The sequence below is a fragment of the Sphingomonas degradans genome (assembly GCF_053502645.1).
Map to the genome: position 1 here is coordinate 1,388,739 of NZ_CP177172.1, position 14,058 is coordinate 1,402,796.

Consider the following 14,058-nt stretch of genomic DNA (forward strand, 5'->3'; position numbering starts at 1 on the left):
GTGGCGGGTCGCCGCAACGTCGCGGGCAATCCGCTGGACCCGGCGCGGCGCTGGCGATAGGCGGGCGGGATGCAGATCCCCGGCTCCTGGCGTGCGGCGCCGGCATATGTGTGGCGCGCGCTCGACACGCATCCGGTGCGCACGGTCCTGATCGCGGGGGCGCTGTTCACGCTGGCGCTCGTCAATGTGAAGCTGTTCGCGGCCGGCGGGCCGTGGTGGCGCGGCTGGGCGGACCAGCGCGCCTATCTCGACTCCGCCCGCGCCTTTGCGGGGCTGGACTTCAGCGCGGCCCGGCACTGGTATCCGCTGGTCTATCCGCTGACGGGCGCGCCCTTTGCGGCGTGGCTGGCGGCGCCGTTTGTGCCGGTCGACATTGCGTGCTTCGGCATCGCTTTTTACGGGTTCAGCCGGGTTTGCGCGGCGCTCGGGGTCGGCGCGCGGACGGCGGCGCTCTTGTTTCTCGCGACGACATTGCTCGACCCGCGCATCGCCAAGCTGTGGGTTGAGCCGTGGACCACCACGCCGTCCGCCGCGCTGCTCTGGCTCGCGTTCGGTCTGGTTGCGGACTTGCGGAGTGGCGCCGGCTTCGATCGTCGCCGCGCGCTGGTTCTGGGGCTGGCGCTTGCGGCGATCCCGCTGGTGCGGCCCGCCGATGTCGTGGTCGGCGCGCTTGTCGCGCTGTTCGCGCTTGGCCCCGTGCTGCGCCGGCGGTTGCTGTTGCCCGTTCTGGGCGGGGGCGTGGCGATCGTCGCCGTCTATGGCGCGCTGCACGTGTCGATCTATGGCCCGCGCGCCAGCGACTATATGCTGTTGTCGCAGGCCTATGGCCTCAACATCGGCGACCTCGGCTGGAAGCTTCAAGTGCTGTTGCTCGATCCCGCGCCCTGGTTTCCCGGGGAGGTCGGGTTGTTGCGGGCGATGCCGTGGCTGGTCCCCGGGGCGGCGGGGCTGGTGCTTGCCCTTGTGCGGCTACGGGGAGAGGCGCGAATGCTGGCCGCGTGGCTGTGCGCCGCCGCGCTGGTCTATTGCGTGACGCTGTTTGCTTATGTCGATCTGTTGCCCAGCGGCATGTGGCGCTTCAACAACGTCCATTATTTCAAGTGGCTGCTGCCGCTGTTCGGGCTCGGCGCGGTGCTGCTGGTGCGCGAGGGCGCGCGGGCGCCGCTGGGCGCGGTGGCGGCGTTGGTGGCCGTGCTGCTCCCCACCTGCCTGCGCGCGGTTCCGGTGCCGGTTGCCGCCGACGCGCCGGCCAAGGCGCTGGTGTTCGACGCGGCGCCTGCGCTCTGGGCCGACATCTATGCCGCGCGCGCGACGATCGCCGATCGGCGCGGCGTCCAGCGCAACATTTTCGACTATCACCAGATCCAGCGGCCTGATGGGCGGGTCGTCGCGGTGGCGCTCAAGCGTCGCTTTGCCGGGGACGAGGCGTGGCGGAGAAGGGTGGCGGACGATGCCGCCCTGTGGCCGCACGGCGCTCCGGTGCGCGATGTCACAATGGGCGGCGCATGGCCGCGCGCGCCCCGTGGGCGCTATGACTGGACGCTCGGCGTCGGGGTTCCGTGCTGGATCGTCCCCGCCGCGTGCGTTCAGACCTTGGCGGAATAGAGCATCCGGCCCGGCCCCAGCCGCTCGAACACCTGGGCGAGCTGGCGCTCGCCCACCGCGAAGCAGCCCTGGCTGCGGCCCAGCTTGCCGTGCTTGCCGATCATGTCGGGGTTCGCATACCAGGCCGAATGGACGACGATCGCGCGGTCATAGGCGTTGTTGTTGGTCGGATCGAGGCCCAGCAGTCGCTGCGAATCGCCATGCTTGCCGACATAATAATCGGCGGTCAGGAACGCGCCCTCGCACGTCGCCTCGGAATTGATCTCGTTCGAGAAGCGGTGGAGCAGCCCGGTATGCTCGGGGTCGGAGCCGATGCCGTGCGACACCAGGAAGCTTTCGACCTGTCCGGTGCCCATGTTGACGAGGAAGAAGCGCGGGCGCGCCGAGGGGCTGGTGAAATCGGCGATGGCGATGCGATCGTGCGACGGGATGCGCATCGAATGGCGGTTGAGCGATGCGACTGCGCGTTTGAACAGTTCCGGGCGGATGCCGGCGGGTGCGCTCGACGCGCGCGCCGCGACTTCGGGCGCCTTCGGAATGGGGGGCGGTGCGACGGGGGCCGGCACCGGTGCGGGGGCTGCGGCGATGGTCATCGTCTTGGACACACAGGCCGAAGCCGCCGCACCGCCTGCCATGATCAGCGCAGAGCGGATCAGGCCGCGCCGCGTCTGTGCGAAATCGTGCGTATGGTTTTGGATGATATCCGTCACTCTACTGATTGCCCGCTCAAAAATTACCCCGCTATTCAGTCTTATATCAGATTGGTTCCTGCTCGTGTCCTAAACAAGCGCCTCCGTAACGGCCACTCGCCGCGTCTTGTGCCCAGTTCGCCGCCCAACCGTCCCAAAATGCGAAAACCGCATGCCGCATCGCGGATCGGCAGCGGCGCGGGTTTCGGTTAATCGGCGGTAACGGATTCGGAAGGACGCGGGCGATGCACAGAGGGAGGTTGGCGGCCATCGTCCTTGTTGCCGCCGCGCTGTGCCCTATCGCGCCCACAATTGCCGCGCCGCTGGATGCTCCCGTGCCGCTGCGTGCCGGGGACTATCAGTGGTTCGATCCGCCGCAGCGGGTGCGCCTCAGCGTGACGCAGGGCGCGCCGGTGGCGATCGTCGTCAGCATCGCCGACCAGCGCGCCTATGTGTACCAATCGGGCAGGCTGATCGGCGTCAGCACCGTCTCCACGGGATCGCGCGGGCGTGAGACGCCGGTGGGCGAATTCACGATCCTCCAGAAAAAGCCGTTTCACCGATCGAACCTGTACAGCAATGCGCCGATGCCGTTCATGCAGCGGCTGACCTGGGGCGGGATCGCGCTCCACGCCGGGCATTTGCCGGGCTATCCCGCGTCGCATGGCTGTATCCGGTTGCCCGCGGCGTTTGCGGAGCAGCTCTATGCGCTTACCGAGCTTGGTGGCGCGGTTGCCGTGGTGCGCGGGCCGGTGAAGGCGCCGGTGCCGGAGGCGCCCGCTGCGCCGTTGCTGGTGGCGGATACGCGCGATCTGGGTGGCGCGATGCATGTCACGCCTCGCAAGCAGCCGCCCGTCGCATCGGCGCCGCTGCTCGTTGCGGAGCCGCGCAACCTGGGTGGTGCGGCCTATGACGTCCTGACGCTGGGCGGCGAGGGGCCGCCGCCGACGACGCCTGCGTCCTTCACGCTCGGCCCCGCGCGCGAAATCGTCCAGCCGATCGACGGCCGGACCAACTAAGTGGGATGCCCTGCGCGCGCGATGCGCTAAAGGGCGGGGCCATGACGACATTGTCTTTCGAAGACGCGGCCTTTGCCCTGGTGGAAACCGGGCGCCGGCTCGATTCGCGCGGCTGGGCGCCGGCCACGGCGGGCAATTACTCCGCGCGGCTGGACGATGGCAGCTTCGCCGTCACCATATCGGGCTGGCACAAGGGGCGGCTGTCGATCGAGGGGATCATGCGCGTCGATGCGGAGGGCAGGGGCCTGACCCCCGGCAAGCCCTCTGCCGAGACGGCGCTCCACCTCGCGGTCTATCGCATGTTCCCCGAAGCCAATGCCGTGCTGCACGGCCATTCGCCCGAGTCGGTCGGGCTCAGCCGCGCCTTGCCGCAGGCGACCGAATGGGTGTTTCGCGGGCATGAGATGCTCAAGGTCTTTCCCGGCATCGGCACGCACGACACCGAACTGCACCTGCCCATCGTCGACAACAGCCAGGACATGCGTGAGATCGAGGCGGCGGTCCGCCCCGCGCTGCTCGCGCGCGACGCGGTGCCCGCCTATCTGATCCGCAGCCACGGCCTCTATGCCTGGGGCAAGGACGTGGCCGAGGCGGAGCGGGTGCTGGAGGGCACCGAATGGATGATCGCCGCCGAACTGGCCGAGGCGGGCTTCAGAAGGGCGTTCGCGCAATGACTTACCTCAGCGTGTACGATGTCGCCGATGCCGGTGCGCCGGTGCTTGCGCTGGACGATCCCGCGCGGATCGCGGACGCGCTGGCGCCGCTGGGCGTGCGCTTCGAACAGTGGCCGCTGCGCCCGCTGCCCGAGGGGGCGGATCAGGACGCGGTGCTTCAGGCCTTTGCCCCGGAAGTCGATCGGCTGAAGGCGGCGCAGGGCTATCGCTCGGTCGACGTGATCCGCATGGTGCCCGATCATCCCGACCGCGCCACGCTGCGCACCAAATTCCTGTCCGAACATCGCCACGCCGAGGACGAGGTCCGTTTCTTCGTCGAGGGGGAGGGGCTGTTCACGTTGCGTGTCGAGGATCGCGTCTATGCAGTGCTGTGCAGCGCCGGCGACCTGATCTCGGTGCCTGCGGGCGTGCGGCACTGGTTCGACATGGGGCCGGCGCCGCGCTTCACTGCGATCCGGCTGTTCACCAATCCCGACGGCTGGGTGGCGCAGTTCACCGGCGACACGATCGCCGATCGCTTTCCCCGCCACGAACCCATGGGCGCGCAGGCGTGAAGCCCCGCGCGATCCTGCTCGACATAGAGGGCACGACGAGCAGCATCTCGTTCGTCGCCGACCGGCTGTTTCCCTATGCCCGCAAGCATTTGGCGGAATATGTTGCGCGCCATGCTGAGGAAGTGGCCCCGATCCTGGCGCAGGTGCCCGGCGACGATCCGGTCGCGACCTTGCTCCGCTGGATCGATGAGGACCGCAAGGAAACCCCGCTCAAGACGCTCCAGGGGATGATCTGGGCCGATGGCTATGCCGCGGGCGAGCTTGCGGGGCACGTCTATGCGGACACGCCCGAAGCGCTGCGCCGCTGGACGGCGGCGGGGATCGCCGTACACATCTATTCCTCCGGCTCGGTCGCCGCGCAAAAGCTGATCTTCGGCCACAGCATCGCCGGTGACCTGACCAGCTATCTCAGCGGCTATTTCGACACGACCACCGGGCCAAAGCGCGAGGCGGGGTCCTATGCGCGGATCGCCGATGCGCTGGCGCTTGTCCCCGCCGACATCCTGTTCGTGTCCGACGTCCAGGCCGAAGTCGATGCCGCGCGCGCGGCCGGGCTCCAGGCGCTGCTGATCGACCGCATCGGCGTGGCCGGCGACCTCCACAGCTTTGCAGAGCTTTTGCCATGATCCTCGAAGGCCAGCCGACCCGCTCGATCCGCCGCACCGACGATGGCGCCGGCATCCGCATCCTCGACCAGCGCCAGCTCCCCTGGGAAATCCGCTGGGTCGAACTGCGCAGCGCCGATCAGGCGGCCGTGGCGATCCGCGAGATGTGGACGCGCGGCGCGCCGATGATCGGTGCCACGGCGGCCTATGGCCTTGCCATGGCGCTGGCGGTCGATCCGTCGGACGCGGCGCTGGCGGCGGGCTATGCGATGCTGGTCGAGACGCGGCCCACCGCGATCAACCTGCGCTGGGCGCTGGATGCGGTGCGCAGCGCCGTCGCGGCCCTGCCGCCGGCCCAGCGCGCCGCCGCCGCCTTTGCCCGCGCCGACGCGATCTGCGACGAGGATGCCGAACTATGCCGCGCAATCGGCGAGCATGGGCTGGCGCTGTTCCGCCGCCTGCACGCCGCGCACCCCGATCGGCCGCTCAACATCCTGACCCATTGCAACGCCGGCTGGCTCGCGACGGTGGATTACGGCACTGCCACCGCGCCGATCTATCTCGCGCATGACGCGGGAATCCCGATCCATGTCTGGGTGGACGAAACCCGCCCGCGCAACCAGGGCGCATTGCTGACAGCGTTCGAGCTGCGCAACCACGGGGTCCCGCACACGGTCATTACCGACAATGCCGGCGGGCTGCTGATGATGCGGGGCATGGTGGACGCCGTGGTCGTCGGCACCGATCGGGTGACGGCGAACGGCGATGTGTGCAACAAGATCGGCACCTATTTGAAGGCACTGGCGGCGCGCGACAATGACGTGCCGTTCTATGTCGCGCTGCCCTATACGACGTTCGATCCGGCGACCGCGACGGGTGCCGACATCCCGATCGAGGAACGCAGCGCCGAGGAAGTCACGCGCTTCACCGGGCCTTCGGAGCAGGGGATCGTCACGGTCCGCGTGACCGATTCGCCCGCCGCCAACCCGGCGTTCGACGTCACGCCGGCGCGGCTCGTCACCGGCTATATCACCGAACGCGGCGTCCTGGATCAGATCGCAGGATAGAAACGCCCGCTTGCCGACCGCTTCGCGCGCAGTGCCCGCTATAATAAGGGATCATCATGCGCAGGAGCCTTGTGTGCGGTTCATTTCCTTGAAGTCGATCAATGGCGAGCCGGTCCTCGTGAATGTAGAGGCGGTACGCACCGTCGCGTCGGTCGACCTTGCCGGTACGGAAATGGGTATCATCAGCTTCGACAAGAGCCATGAACTCGTGGTGAGCTCGACCGTCGAGGAAGTGATGGCCGCGCTCGCCGCTGCGCCGCTGCCGCTCGGCTAGGCGCGGGCCAGCCGGTCGCGCGCGTCGGCGATCCGCGCGATCGCGGCGTCGAGCGTCGCGTCCTCCTTCACGAAGCAGAAGCGCACGACGTTGCGCACCGGATGTTCCGCGTAGAACGCCGACACCGGGATCGCCGCAACGCCGGCTTCGTCGATCAGCCGGTTGCAGAACGCCACATCGTCGATGGCGATGCCCGACGCGCGCAGGTCCACCGACAGGAAATAGGTCGCCGCGCTGGGCAGCGTGACGAACCCCGCCGCCTCCAGCCCCGCGCGCAACCGGTCGCGCTCTTGCTGGAATCGGAGCCGCGCCTCCTGCACCCATGCGTCCTGTGTCGCCAGCCCCTGTGCCACGCCCCATTGCAGGTTCGGCGGCGTGGTGAAGGTGAGGAACTGGTGCGCCTTGGCCAGCACCCGCGCCAGTTGCGGCGCGGCGCACATCCACCCGACCTTGAACCCCGTCAGCGCGAAGATCTTGCCCGCCGATCCGATCTTCACCGTCCGCTCGCGCATGCCGGGAAAGCCGATCAGCGGCAGATGGCGCGCGCCGTCGAAGGTGACATGCTCCCACACCTCGTCGCACACGGCGATCAGATCGTGCGCGACACAGAAATCGGCGAGCGCCGCGAGATCCTCTGCGCTCGCCATCGTCGCGGCGGGGTTCAGCGGATTGTTGAGCAGCAACAGGCGCGTGCGCGGCGTGACCGCGGCCTCCAGCGCTGCCATGTCGATGTGCCAGTGCGGCGGCTCCAGCCGGATGAAGCGCGGCACGCCGCCTGCCTGGCGGATCAGCGGAACATAGGCGTCGTACAGCGGCTGGAAGCACAACACTTCGTCGCCCGGCGCGATCAGCGCGAACAAAGATGCCGCCAGCGCCTCCGTCGCGCCCGAGGTTACGACGACTTCCTCCGGGTCAAGGTTCAGTCCCTGATGCCGCGCATAATGATCCGCGACTGCCCGGCGGAGTTCGGGCAGGCCGATCATCGGCGGATACTGGTTCGATTTCTCCAGCAGCGCCGCTGCCGACGCCTCCAGCACTGCGCGCGGGCCCTGCCCGTCGGCAAAGCCCTGGCCCAGATTGATCGCACCCGTAGCGCGGGCGCGCGCCGACATGGCCTCGAATATCGTGGTGCCCATTTCGGCGTATAGCGGGTTCATGTCGCCGCTTTGCCCCGGTGGCGGGCCGGTGGAAAGCGGCAAATGCGCAGAATCACGGTTGCGAAACGACATGCAACCGCCGATTTACAGGGGCGTTGAGTGTCTGCGTAATCAAAGGACCAGCATGAGCAAGACCCCGCCCGTTCCCGCCGAGAACAAGTCGCCCTATCCGGTCGAGGAAGCCCCGCACACCGGCCATCAAGGCGGCGAGGCCATCGCCGTGGCCAAGGAAATCGCCGAGGCGAAGAAGCGCTGGTCGCCGTCCAAGCAACAGATCGGGCTGGGCGCCGCAGTGGGCGTCGGCTCCGCCGCGATCGTCGCCGGGCTGCTCTACTGGCGCGGCGGCCGCAAGGACCGCAAATAGCATCCCCGCCGGGGCCGTCGCGATTATCCCAGCGCGGCGCCGCCCCGGCGATGGTGGTGGAAACCGCGCAGCTGGATCAGCACGGCGATTGCCGAGGCACCGGCGCCCAGGATCGTCACCGCCGTCCACCCGCTGATCGACCAGGCCCAGGTCGCCGCCGCCGATCCGGCCGCGCCGCCCAGGAACATCGCGCCCATGAAAATCGTGTTGAGCCGCGCCCGCGCCTCGGGGCGCAGGGCATAGACAAGGTGCTGGTTCGACACGAGCGCGCTCTGGATGCCGAAATCGAGCAGGATCACGCCGACGACCAGCCCCGCGACCGAGGCCCATAGCGCGATCACGCCCCATGCCGCCAAGGTGATCGCCGCGCCGAGCAGGATCACCAGATGCGGCCCCCGGCGGTCGGCAATCCGCCCGGCGATAGGCGCGGCCAGCACTCCGACGGCGCCGACGACGCCGAACAGCCCTGCGACGTCCGCGCCCAATCCGAAGCGCGGCTCCTGCAGGTGCAGCGCCAGGATCGTCCAGAATGCACTGAAGCCTCCGAACAGCAGCGCCTGCGTCACCGCCGCCTTGCGCAGTGCGCCGAACTCGCGCCACAGCCCGGCGAGCGAACCCAGCAACCGGGGATAGCTGAGGTCCGTGTCCGGCGCGCTGTGCGGCAGGCGAGTCGCCATCACCGCGCCCGCGCCGATCGCCAGCGGCACGCCCAGCCAGAACATTTCGCGCCACCCGGCATGCGTCGCGACGAATCCGGCGAGCGTGCGGCTGAGCAAAATGCCGCACAGCAATCCCGCCATCACCGTGCCCACCGTCGCGCCGCGCCGCTCGGGCGTGGCCAGATGCGCGGCAAAGGGCACGATCTGCTGCGCCACGGTCGCGAGGACGCCGAGCAGGAGCGAGGCGATAATCAGCAGCCCCGCACTGGGCGCCACCGCCGCCAGCGCCGCTGCGGCGGCAAGCCCGGCGAACTGCACGGCGATCAGCATCCGGCGCTCGATCAGGTCGCCCAGCGGCACGAGCAGGAACAGCCCCGCCGCATAGCCAAGCTGCGTCGCGGTAGGCACCAGCGTCGTCGCGGTTCCCGGCAGGTCGCGTTCCATGATGCCCAGCATCGGCTGGTTGTAATAGATGTTCGCCACCGCAATGCCGGCGGCTGCGGCCATGGCAAAGGTCAGCCCCTTGCCCAGCGGGGCGGGTGCCGCGCCCGTGTCGGTTGCCGTTGTCGTCATTTCCCACCTCGCATCGGACCGCGCACGCAGACCGCGCCGCCGGCTATAGATAGGGAGCGTGGGCCTGCGGCGTTATCATCCCAAGATATGATCCCGTCGGCCCCCGGCGCGGTCAGGCGAGCGCCTTCGCTTCCAGTCCGGCCAGTGTCAGGAAATTCGCCAGCATCGCATGGCCATGTTCGGTGGCGATGCTTTCCGGGTGAAACTGGACGCCATGGATCGGCAAGTCGCAGTGGCGGAACCCCATCACCGAACCGTCGGTAGCGGTGGCGTTGACCACCAGCGCCTCGGGAATGTCGGTGACGATCAGCGAGTGGTAGCGCGTCGCGGTGAAGGGGGAGGGCAGGTCCCGGAACAATCCGGTGCCGTCATGCTCCACTGGCGATGTCTTGCCGTGCATCAGCCCGCCGCGCACCACGCTGCCGCCGAAATGCTGGCCGATCGCCTGATGGCCCAGGCAAACGCCGAGCAACGGCTTCTTCAGATCGGCGCATGCCGCGACCAGGTCCAGGCTGATCCCCGCTTCGTTGGGCGTGCAGGGGCCGGGCGAGATCAGGAAAGCCTGTGCGTTGCTCGCGATGGCGTCGCGCGCAGTCAGCGCGTCGTTGCGGACGACCTGCACGTCGGTGCCCAGCTCCATCAGATAATGGACCAGGTTCCAGGTGAAGCTGTCGTAATTGTCGATGACGAGGATCATGGCGCCGAGGTAAGGGCTTTCGCGCATTCCCACAATCGCCTTGGCCGCTCTATTGCTGCGGCGCGCGGCTGCCTTCCCCTTGCCATGATGGGCGGCAACGGTGTGCGGACAGAGGCTTGTATTCCGAGTTCAGGAGTTACCATGATTAAGATGCTGATTGCCGCCGCGGTGCTGGCCACGCCTGCGATGGCACAGGACAAGCCCGCGCCCGATTCGCCGCCCAAGCGCGTGCGATCGGTGCTGCTGTTCGGCGACGATCCCTGCCCCAAGACGACCGACCCGGACGAAATCGTGGTCTGCGCGACCGCCGGCGATTCGCCGTATCGCATTCCCAAGCGCTTCCGCGACCAGCCAAAGGAAGGGCCGACCGGCCAGGCATGGACGCGCCGGATGGAAGTGGTGGAGGAAGTCAGCCGCTCCGGGCTGCCCAACAGCTGCTCGCCGGTCGGCATCGGCGGCCAGACCGGATGCACGCGCCAGATGATCCAGCAATGGGCGCAGGACAAGCTGGACCGCGAGGCAAAGGCCCGCGCCCAGACCAGCACGCCCGACGATAACTGATCGCGCAAACGCCCCTGTGTCCCGCGTCGCGGGGCGCAGGGGTTATTGCCCGAAGCCCGCCTCGGCTGCCCGCGCCACCGCTTCGCGCGCAGCGGCGAACAGCGCGCCAGCCTTGGCCTCGCACTCGCGCTGTTCATAGGCCGGGTCCGAATCGGCGACGATGCCCGCGCCCGACTGGACGTGCATCACCCCATCCTTGACCAGCGCGGTGCGCAGCACGATGCAGCTGTCCATCGATCCGTCGGGCGAGAAATAGCCGACGCCGCCGGCATAGGGCCCGCGCGTCTCGGGCTCCAGCTCGGCGATGACCTGGCAAGCCCGCACCTTGGGCGCGCCGCTCACCGTCCCGGCGGGGAAGCCGGCGAACAGCGCGTCGATCGCGTCGCTGCCGGGCTTCAGCCGGCCGACCACGTTCGACACGATGTGCATGACATGGCTGTAGAACTCGACCGTGTAGCTGTCGGTCACCTTCACGCTGCCGGCGGCGGAGGCGCGGCCCACATCGTTGCGGCCCAGATCGAGCAGCATCAGATGCTCGGCGCGCTCCTTGGGATCGGCCAGCAGGCTTGTGCGGTTCGCCTCGTCCTCGGCGGCGGTCTTGCCGCGCGGGCGGGTGCCGGCGATCGGGCGGATCGTGACTTCGCCGTCGCGGGCGCGGACCAGGATTTCGGGGCTCGATCCGGTCAGGGCAAAGCCCGGCAGGTCGAGATGGTAGAGGAACGGCGACGGGTTCACGCGCCGCAGCGAGCGGTAGAGCTCGAAAGGCGGCAGCGGGAAGGGCGTGGTGAAGCGCTGCGCGAGCACGACCTGAAATATGTCGCCCGCCGCGATATAGTCCTTCGCGCGCGCCACCATCTCGCCATAGCGGCCGGGGGCGAGCACGGGCTGCGGCACGATCTCCGCCGGGGCGGCGCGGACGGGGGCGGGCAGGGCTGCGGTGGCGAGCCGTGCAGCGGTCGCCTCGATCCGCTCGGCGGCGGCGTCGACCAGCGCCTTCGGATCGCGCGCCGCGTCGGGCCATACCGGCGCGACGAGGAACAGTGCGTCGGTCAGCCGGTCGAAGATCAGGATCACGGTCGGGCGCACGAACATCATGTCGGGCACGTCAATCGGATTGGCCGCCGGGCGCGGTAGTTTTTCGACCAGCCCGATCGTCTCGTAGCTGAAATAGCCGACCAGGCATGCCAGCGCGCGCGGCAGTTCGGCGGGCACGTCCATCCGGCACGCCGCCACAAGGCTGCGCAGCGCGCCGAGCGCCGGCGCGTCGCACGGGGCAAAGGCTTCGCGATCGGTCAGCCATGCCGGGTTGATCGCTGCGTCGCCGGCGGTCGCGCGGAACACCAGATCGGGGGCCAGCCCGATCAGGCTGTGGCGCCCGCGCGTTGCGCCCCCCTCGACCGATTCGAGCAGGAAGTCGCCGCGCCCGGGCTCGATGAGCTTCAGCGCGGCGGCCACCGGCGTTTCGGTGTCCGCCACCTGGCGGCGCCACAGCAAGGCGGGCCGCCCGGCGGCCAGCGCCGCGCGGGCGGCTTCGGCGCCTTCGGTCACGGTCAGCGTGCCGCCGTGCCCTGGCGGGTCAACTGCGCGCGCAGTGCCGCGATCGCCTGTTCGTTGCGGGTCACCTTGATGTCCGACCGCAGCGACTGGATGAACTGGCGGGCATATTCGCCGCCGATCTGCGGCGTGATGTCGTTGCGGACGCGGTCGATCGCGGCGCGATCACCGGCGGCGCTGTGCTCCTCAATCGTGTCGAGATAGACGACATAATAGCCCGCGCGGTTCTCCGCCTCGACCAGCTTGGCCTTTTTGGGGGCCATGCTGAACGCCCTCTGGATCGACGGCGCGATCTGCTGGCCCAGGATCTGGGCGCGCTTGAAGTCGAAGGGCTTGGGCGGCGGGCCCTTGGTCACGCCGGCCTCGGTCAGCGCCTGCTGCATCGGCACGCCCTTTTCGAGCTTGGCGATCACCACCGCAGCGGCGGCGCGTGCCTTTTGCAGCGCCTTGTCGACCAGATAGTCCTGCTTCACCTGATCGCGGATGCTGGCGAGCGGGCGGGGGGCGGCGGCCACGATGCGGTCGACCTTGACCAGCGCGAAGCTGCCGTCCGGGCCGGCGGGCACCACCTGGGGATCATCGTCGGCGCTTTCCATCGCAAAGCCGGCGCGGACGACCAGCGCCAGCGCGGGATCGGGCTGGGCGGCGGCGTCATCCGGGTTCAGCCCGGCGGCGGTCAGCGCGGGGGTGACGGCGGCGGTCAGTTTGGCGTCGCGAATGACTTCGTCGAAGGTCTTGTCGTCGCCGATGCCGTCCTCGATCGACTGGCGGATCGTGCCGAGCGCCTCGGCGGTCTTGCGCTGAGTGACTTCGTCGGCAAGCTCGGTGCGCACCTGGTCCAGCGTGCGGGCAGCGACCTTCTCGACCTTTTCCACCTGCAGCACGTTCCAGCCCAGCGGCGAGCGGATCGGGCCCAGCACCGCGCCCTGCGCAGCGGCAAAGGCGGCGTCGGCGATGGCGGGAGCAGTCTGGCGGGCCAGTTCGGCCTTTTCCACGCCGGTAAAGGCCGTGGGCTCCAGCCCGGCGGCGGCAGCGGCGGCGGCGATGGTCTTGCCGCCCTTCACTTCGGCCGCGACGCGGTTCGCCGTCGCCTGATCGAGCAGCACCAGCTGGCGCACGGTGCGCTTTTCGGTGGCAGCATATTTCGCCGCGTTCTTCTTATAGGCGTCGGCAATCTCGGCCTCGGTCGCGGCGGCGCCGGCGCGCAGGGCGTCGGGCTTGACGATCGCATAGCGCACCACGCGGCGCTGCGGCACCAGATAGCGCGTGCGGTTGGCGGTGTAGTATGCGGTCAGCGCCTTGTCGTCCGGGGCGGCGCCGGGGTCCATCGCGATGGTCGAGACCAGCCCGACGATGCCGGTCCGCCGTTCGAGCAACAGCGAGGCATAGGGCAGCACGACGCCATCGGGGATCTGCGTCCCGATCGTGGCGCGGTTCACAAGCCAGTTGGCATAGCGCTCGCTGATCAGGCTCTGGCGGAACGCGATCGGCGAAATCCGGTTCTGCGCGAGCAGGTCCTCATAGGTCTTCTGGCTGAACTTGCCGTCGAAGCCCAGGAACGACGGGTTGCTGGCGATTTCGCCATCGATCAGCTTCTTGCTGACTTCCATCCCCGATTTCTTGGCGAACTCGACCAGCGCGGCCCCGCTGATCATTTCGTCGATCGCCAGGTCGAGCCCGCCCTGCGCCAGGAACTGCTCCATCGTCACGGTCTGGCCCTGCTGTTGCAGGTTGCGGATGAAGCGATCGATCCGGTCGCGCACTTCCGCTTCGGTCAACTGGGTGTCACCGACCTTGGCGATCACGCCGCCGGTCGGTCCCGTGGCGCCCGAGCGGACGCCCATCACGTCGCCGACCGCAAAGGTCACTGCGATAAGTCCGAGGAACACGAACACCGCAATCAGGCCGTAGCGCGACTTGGTGAAGTTCCGGAAGAATTTGAGCATGAAGGGCCGTTCGTTCGAGGATGTTCGGGGGTGCTTTAGGGCGGTCGGACGCGCCCTTCA

At 68.8% G+C, this 14,058-nt stretch carries 15 protein-coding genes; 9 read left to right on the plus strand and 6 right to left on the minus strand.

Features of this window, described 5'->3' with window-relative positions:
• Positions 1-69: 69 nt before the first annotated feature.
• On the plus strand, positions 70-1,605 hold the full coding sequence (locus ACG3SL_RS06100; protein ID WP_448664250.1) for a hypothetical protein: 1,536 nt from the start codon (positions 70-72) through the stop codon (positions 1,603-1,605).
• Here the strand turns inward: ACG3SL_RS06100 and ACG3SL_RS06105 are convergent.
• Complete coding sequence (locus ACG3SL_RS06105; protein WP_448665078.1) at positions 1,587-2,240, minus strand: murein L,D-transpeptidase catalytic domain family protein; 654 nt, start codon at positions 2,238-2,240, stop codon at positions 1,587-1,589. The genes ACG3SL_RS06100 and ACG3SL_RS06105 overlap by 19 nt on opposite strands.
• Before the next feature lie 314 nt (positions 2,241-2,554).
• Here ACG3SL_RS06105 and ACG3SL_RS06110 point away from each other — a divergent pair, with 314 nt between their 5' ends.
• From ACG3SL_RS06110 to ACG3SL_RS06135, 6 genes are all read left to right on the plus strand, one after another.
• Positions 2,555-3,313 carry a L,D-transpeptidase family protein gene (locus ACG3SL_RS06110; protein WP_448664251.1) on the plus strand — a complete coding sequence of 253 codons (759 nt, stop codon included), beginning with the start codon at positions 2,555-2,557 and terminating at the stop codon, positions 3,311-3,313.
• A gap of 41 nt (positions 3,314-3,354) precedes the next feature.
• Complete coding sequence (mtnB, locus tag ACG3SL_RS06115; protein ID WP_448664252.1) at positions 3,355-3,987, plus strand: methylthioribulose 1-phosphate dehydratase; 633 nt, start codon at positions 3,355-3,357, stop codon at positions 3,985-3,987.
• The gene (locus ACG3SL_RS06120) at positions 3,984-4,541 is read left to right on the plus strand and encodes a 1,2-dihydroxy-3-keto-5-methylthiopentene dioxygenase (protein WP_448664253.1); all 558 of its coding nucleotides are present in this window, start codon (positions 3,984-3,986) and stop codon (positions 4,539-4,541) included. Before mtnB ends, ACG3SL_RS06120 begins: the two co-directional genes overlap by 4 nt.
• Positions 4,538-5,167, plus strand: coding sequence for an acireductone synthase (mtnC, locus tag ACG3SL_RS06125; protein ID WP_448664254.1), 630 nt, complete (start codon positions 4,538-4,540; stop codon positions 5,165-5,167). Before ACG3SL_RS06120 ends, mtnC begins: the two co-directional genes overlap by 4 nt.
• Positions 5,164-6,213 (plus strand): S-methyl-5-thioribose-1-phosphate isomerase, encoded by a 1,050-nt coding sequence (gene mtnA, locus ACG3SL_RS06130; RefSeq protein ID WP_448664255.1) that lies wholly within the window; start codon positions 5,164-5,166, stop codon positions 6,211-6,213. The genes mtnC and mtnA overlap by 4 nt, the downstream gene beginning before the upstream one ends.
• A gap of 73 nt (positions 6,214-6,286) precedes the next feature.
• The gene (locus ACG3SL_RS06135) at positions 6,287-6,487 is read left to right on the plus strand and encodes a hypothetical protein (RefSeq protein WP_448664256.1); all 201 of its coding nucleotides are present in this window, start codon (positions 6,287-6,289) and stop codon (positions 6,485-6,487) included.
• Here the strand turns inward: ACG3SL_RS06135 and ACG3SL_RS06140 are convergent.
• Positions 6,484-7,644: an aminotransferase gene (locus tag ACG3SL_RS06140; protein ID WP_448664257.1), complete on the minus strand. Its 1,161-nt coding sequence runs from the start codon at positions 7,642-7,644 to the stop codon at positions 6,484-6,486. The genes ACG3SL_RS06135 and ACG3SL_RS06140 overlap by 4 nt on opposite strands.
• A 124-nt stretch (positions 7,645-7,768) precedes the next feature.
• On the opposite strand from ACG3SL_RS06140, the gene ACG3SL_RS06145 reads away from it, so the two are divergent.
• Positions 7,769-8,008 carry a hypothetical protein gene (locus ACG3SL_RS06145; protein WP_448664258.1) on the plus strand — a complete coding sequence of 80 codons (240 nt, stop codon included), beginning with the start codon at positions 7,769-7,771 and terminating at the stop codon, positions 8,006-8,008.
• 23 nt (positions 8,009-8,031) lie between these two features.
• Here the strand turns inward: ACG3SL_RS06145 and ACG3SL_RS06150 are convergent, their stop codons facing one another.
• Positions 8,032-9,240 (minus strand): MFS transporter, encoded by a 1,209-nt coding sequence (locus ACG3SL_RS06150; RefSeq protein WP_448664259.1) that lies wholly within the window; start codon positions 9,238-9,240, stop codon positions 8,032-8,034.
• 112 nt (positions 9,241-9,352) lie between these two features.
• The gene (locus ACG3SL_RS06155; RefSeq protein ID WP_448665079.1) at positions 9,353-9,937 is read right to left on the minus strand and encodes an anthranilate synthase component II; all 585 of its coding nucleotides are present in this window, start codon (positions 9,935-9,937) and stop codon (positions 9,353-9,355) included.
• Between the two features lie 141 nt (positions 9,938-10,078).
• Between ACG3SL_RS06155 and ACG3SL_RS06160 the strand changes: the two genes are divergently transcribed.
• Entirely contained in the window at positions 10,079-10,498 is a 420-nt protein-coding gene (locus ACG3SL_RS06160) for a hypothetical protein (RefSeq protein ID WP_448664260.1), read from the plus strand.
• A gap of 42 nt (positions 10,499-10,540) precedes the next feature.
• On the opposite strand, the gene ACG3SL_RS06165 is transcribed toward ACG3SL_RS06160, so the two are convergent.
• Both ACG3SL_RS06165 and ACG3SL_RS06170 read right to left on the minus strand, forming a co-directional pair.
• Positions 10,541-12,046 (minus strand): anthranilate synthase component I family protein, encoded by a 1,506-nt coding sequence (locus tag ACG3SL_RS06165; RefSeq protein WP_448664261.1) that lies wholly within the window; start codon positions 12,044-12,046, stop codon positions 10,541-10,543.
• 2 nt (positions 12,047-12,048) lie between these two features.
• The gene (locus ACG3SL_RS06170) at positions 12,049-13,998 is read right to left on the minus strand and encodes a SurA N-terminal domain-containing protein (RefSeq protein ID WP_448664262.1); all 1,950 of its coding nucleotides are present in this window, start codon (positions 13,996-13,998) and stop codon (positions 12,049-12,051) included.
• Positions 13,999-14,058 lie beyond the last annotated feature (60 nt).

Bases quoted from the DNA above. Each gene is read 5' to 3' on its own strand.
- ACG3SL_RS06100 (WP_448664250.1), top strand. From the start codon at position 70: ATGCAGATCCCCGGCTCCTGGCGTGCGGCGCCGGCATATGTGTGGCGC.
- ACG3SL_RS06105 (WP_448665078.1), bottom strand. From the start codon at position 2,240: ATGGCAGGCGGTGCGGCGGCTTCGGCCTGTGTGTCCAAGACGATGACC.
- mtnB (WP_448664252.1), top strand. From the start codon at position 3,355: ATGACGACATTGTCTTTCGAAGACGCGGCCTTTGCCCTGGTGGAAACC.
- ACG3SL_RS06120 (WP_448664253.1), top strand. From the start codon at position 3,984: ATGACTTACCTCAGCGTGTACGATGTCGCCGATGCCGGTGCGCCGGTG.
- mtnA (WP_448664255.1), top strand. From the start codon at position 5,164: ATGATCCTCGAAGGCCAGCCGACCCGCTCGATCCGCCGCACCGACGAT.
- ACG3SL_RS06140 (WP_448664257.1), bottom strand. From the start codon at position 7,644: ATGAACCCGCTATACGCCGAAATGGGCACCACGATATTCGAGGCCATG.
- ACG3SL_RS06145 (WP_448664258.1), top strand. From the start codon at position 7,769: ATGAGCAAGACCCCGCCCGTTCCCGCCGAGAACAAGTCGCCCTATCCG.
- ACG3SL_RS06150 (WP_448664259.1), bottom strand. From the start codon at position 9,240: ATGACGACAACGGCAACCGACACGGGCGCGGCACCCGCCCCGCTGGGC.
- ACG3SL_RS06155 (WP_448665079.1), bottom strand. From the start codon at position 9,937: ATGATCCTCGTCATCGACAATTACGACAGCTTCACCTGGAACCTGGTC.
- ACG3SL_RS06160 (WP_448664260.1), top strand. From the start codon at position 10,079: ATGATTAAGATGCTGATTGCCGCCGCGGTGCTGGCCACGCCTGCGATG.
- ACG3SL_RS06170 (WP_448664262.1), bottom strand. From the start codon at position 13,998: ATGCTCAAATTCTTCCGGAACTTCACCAAGTCGCGCTACGGCCTGATT.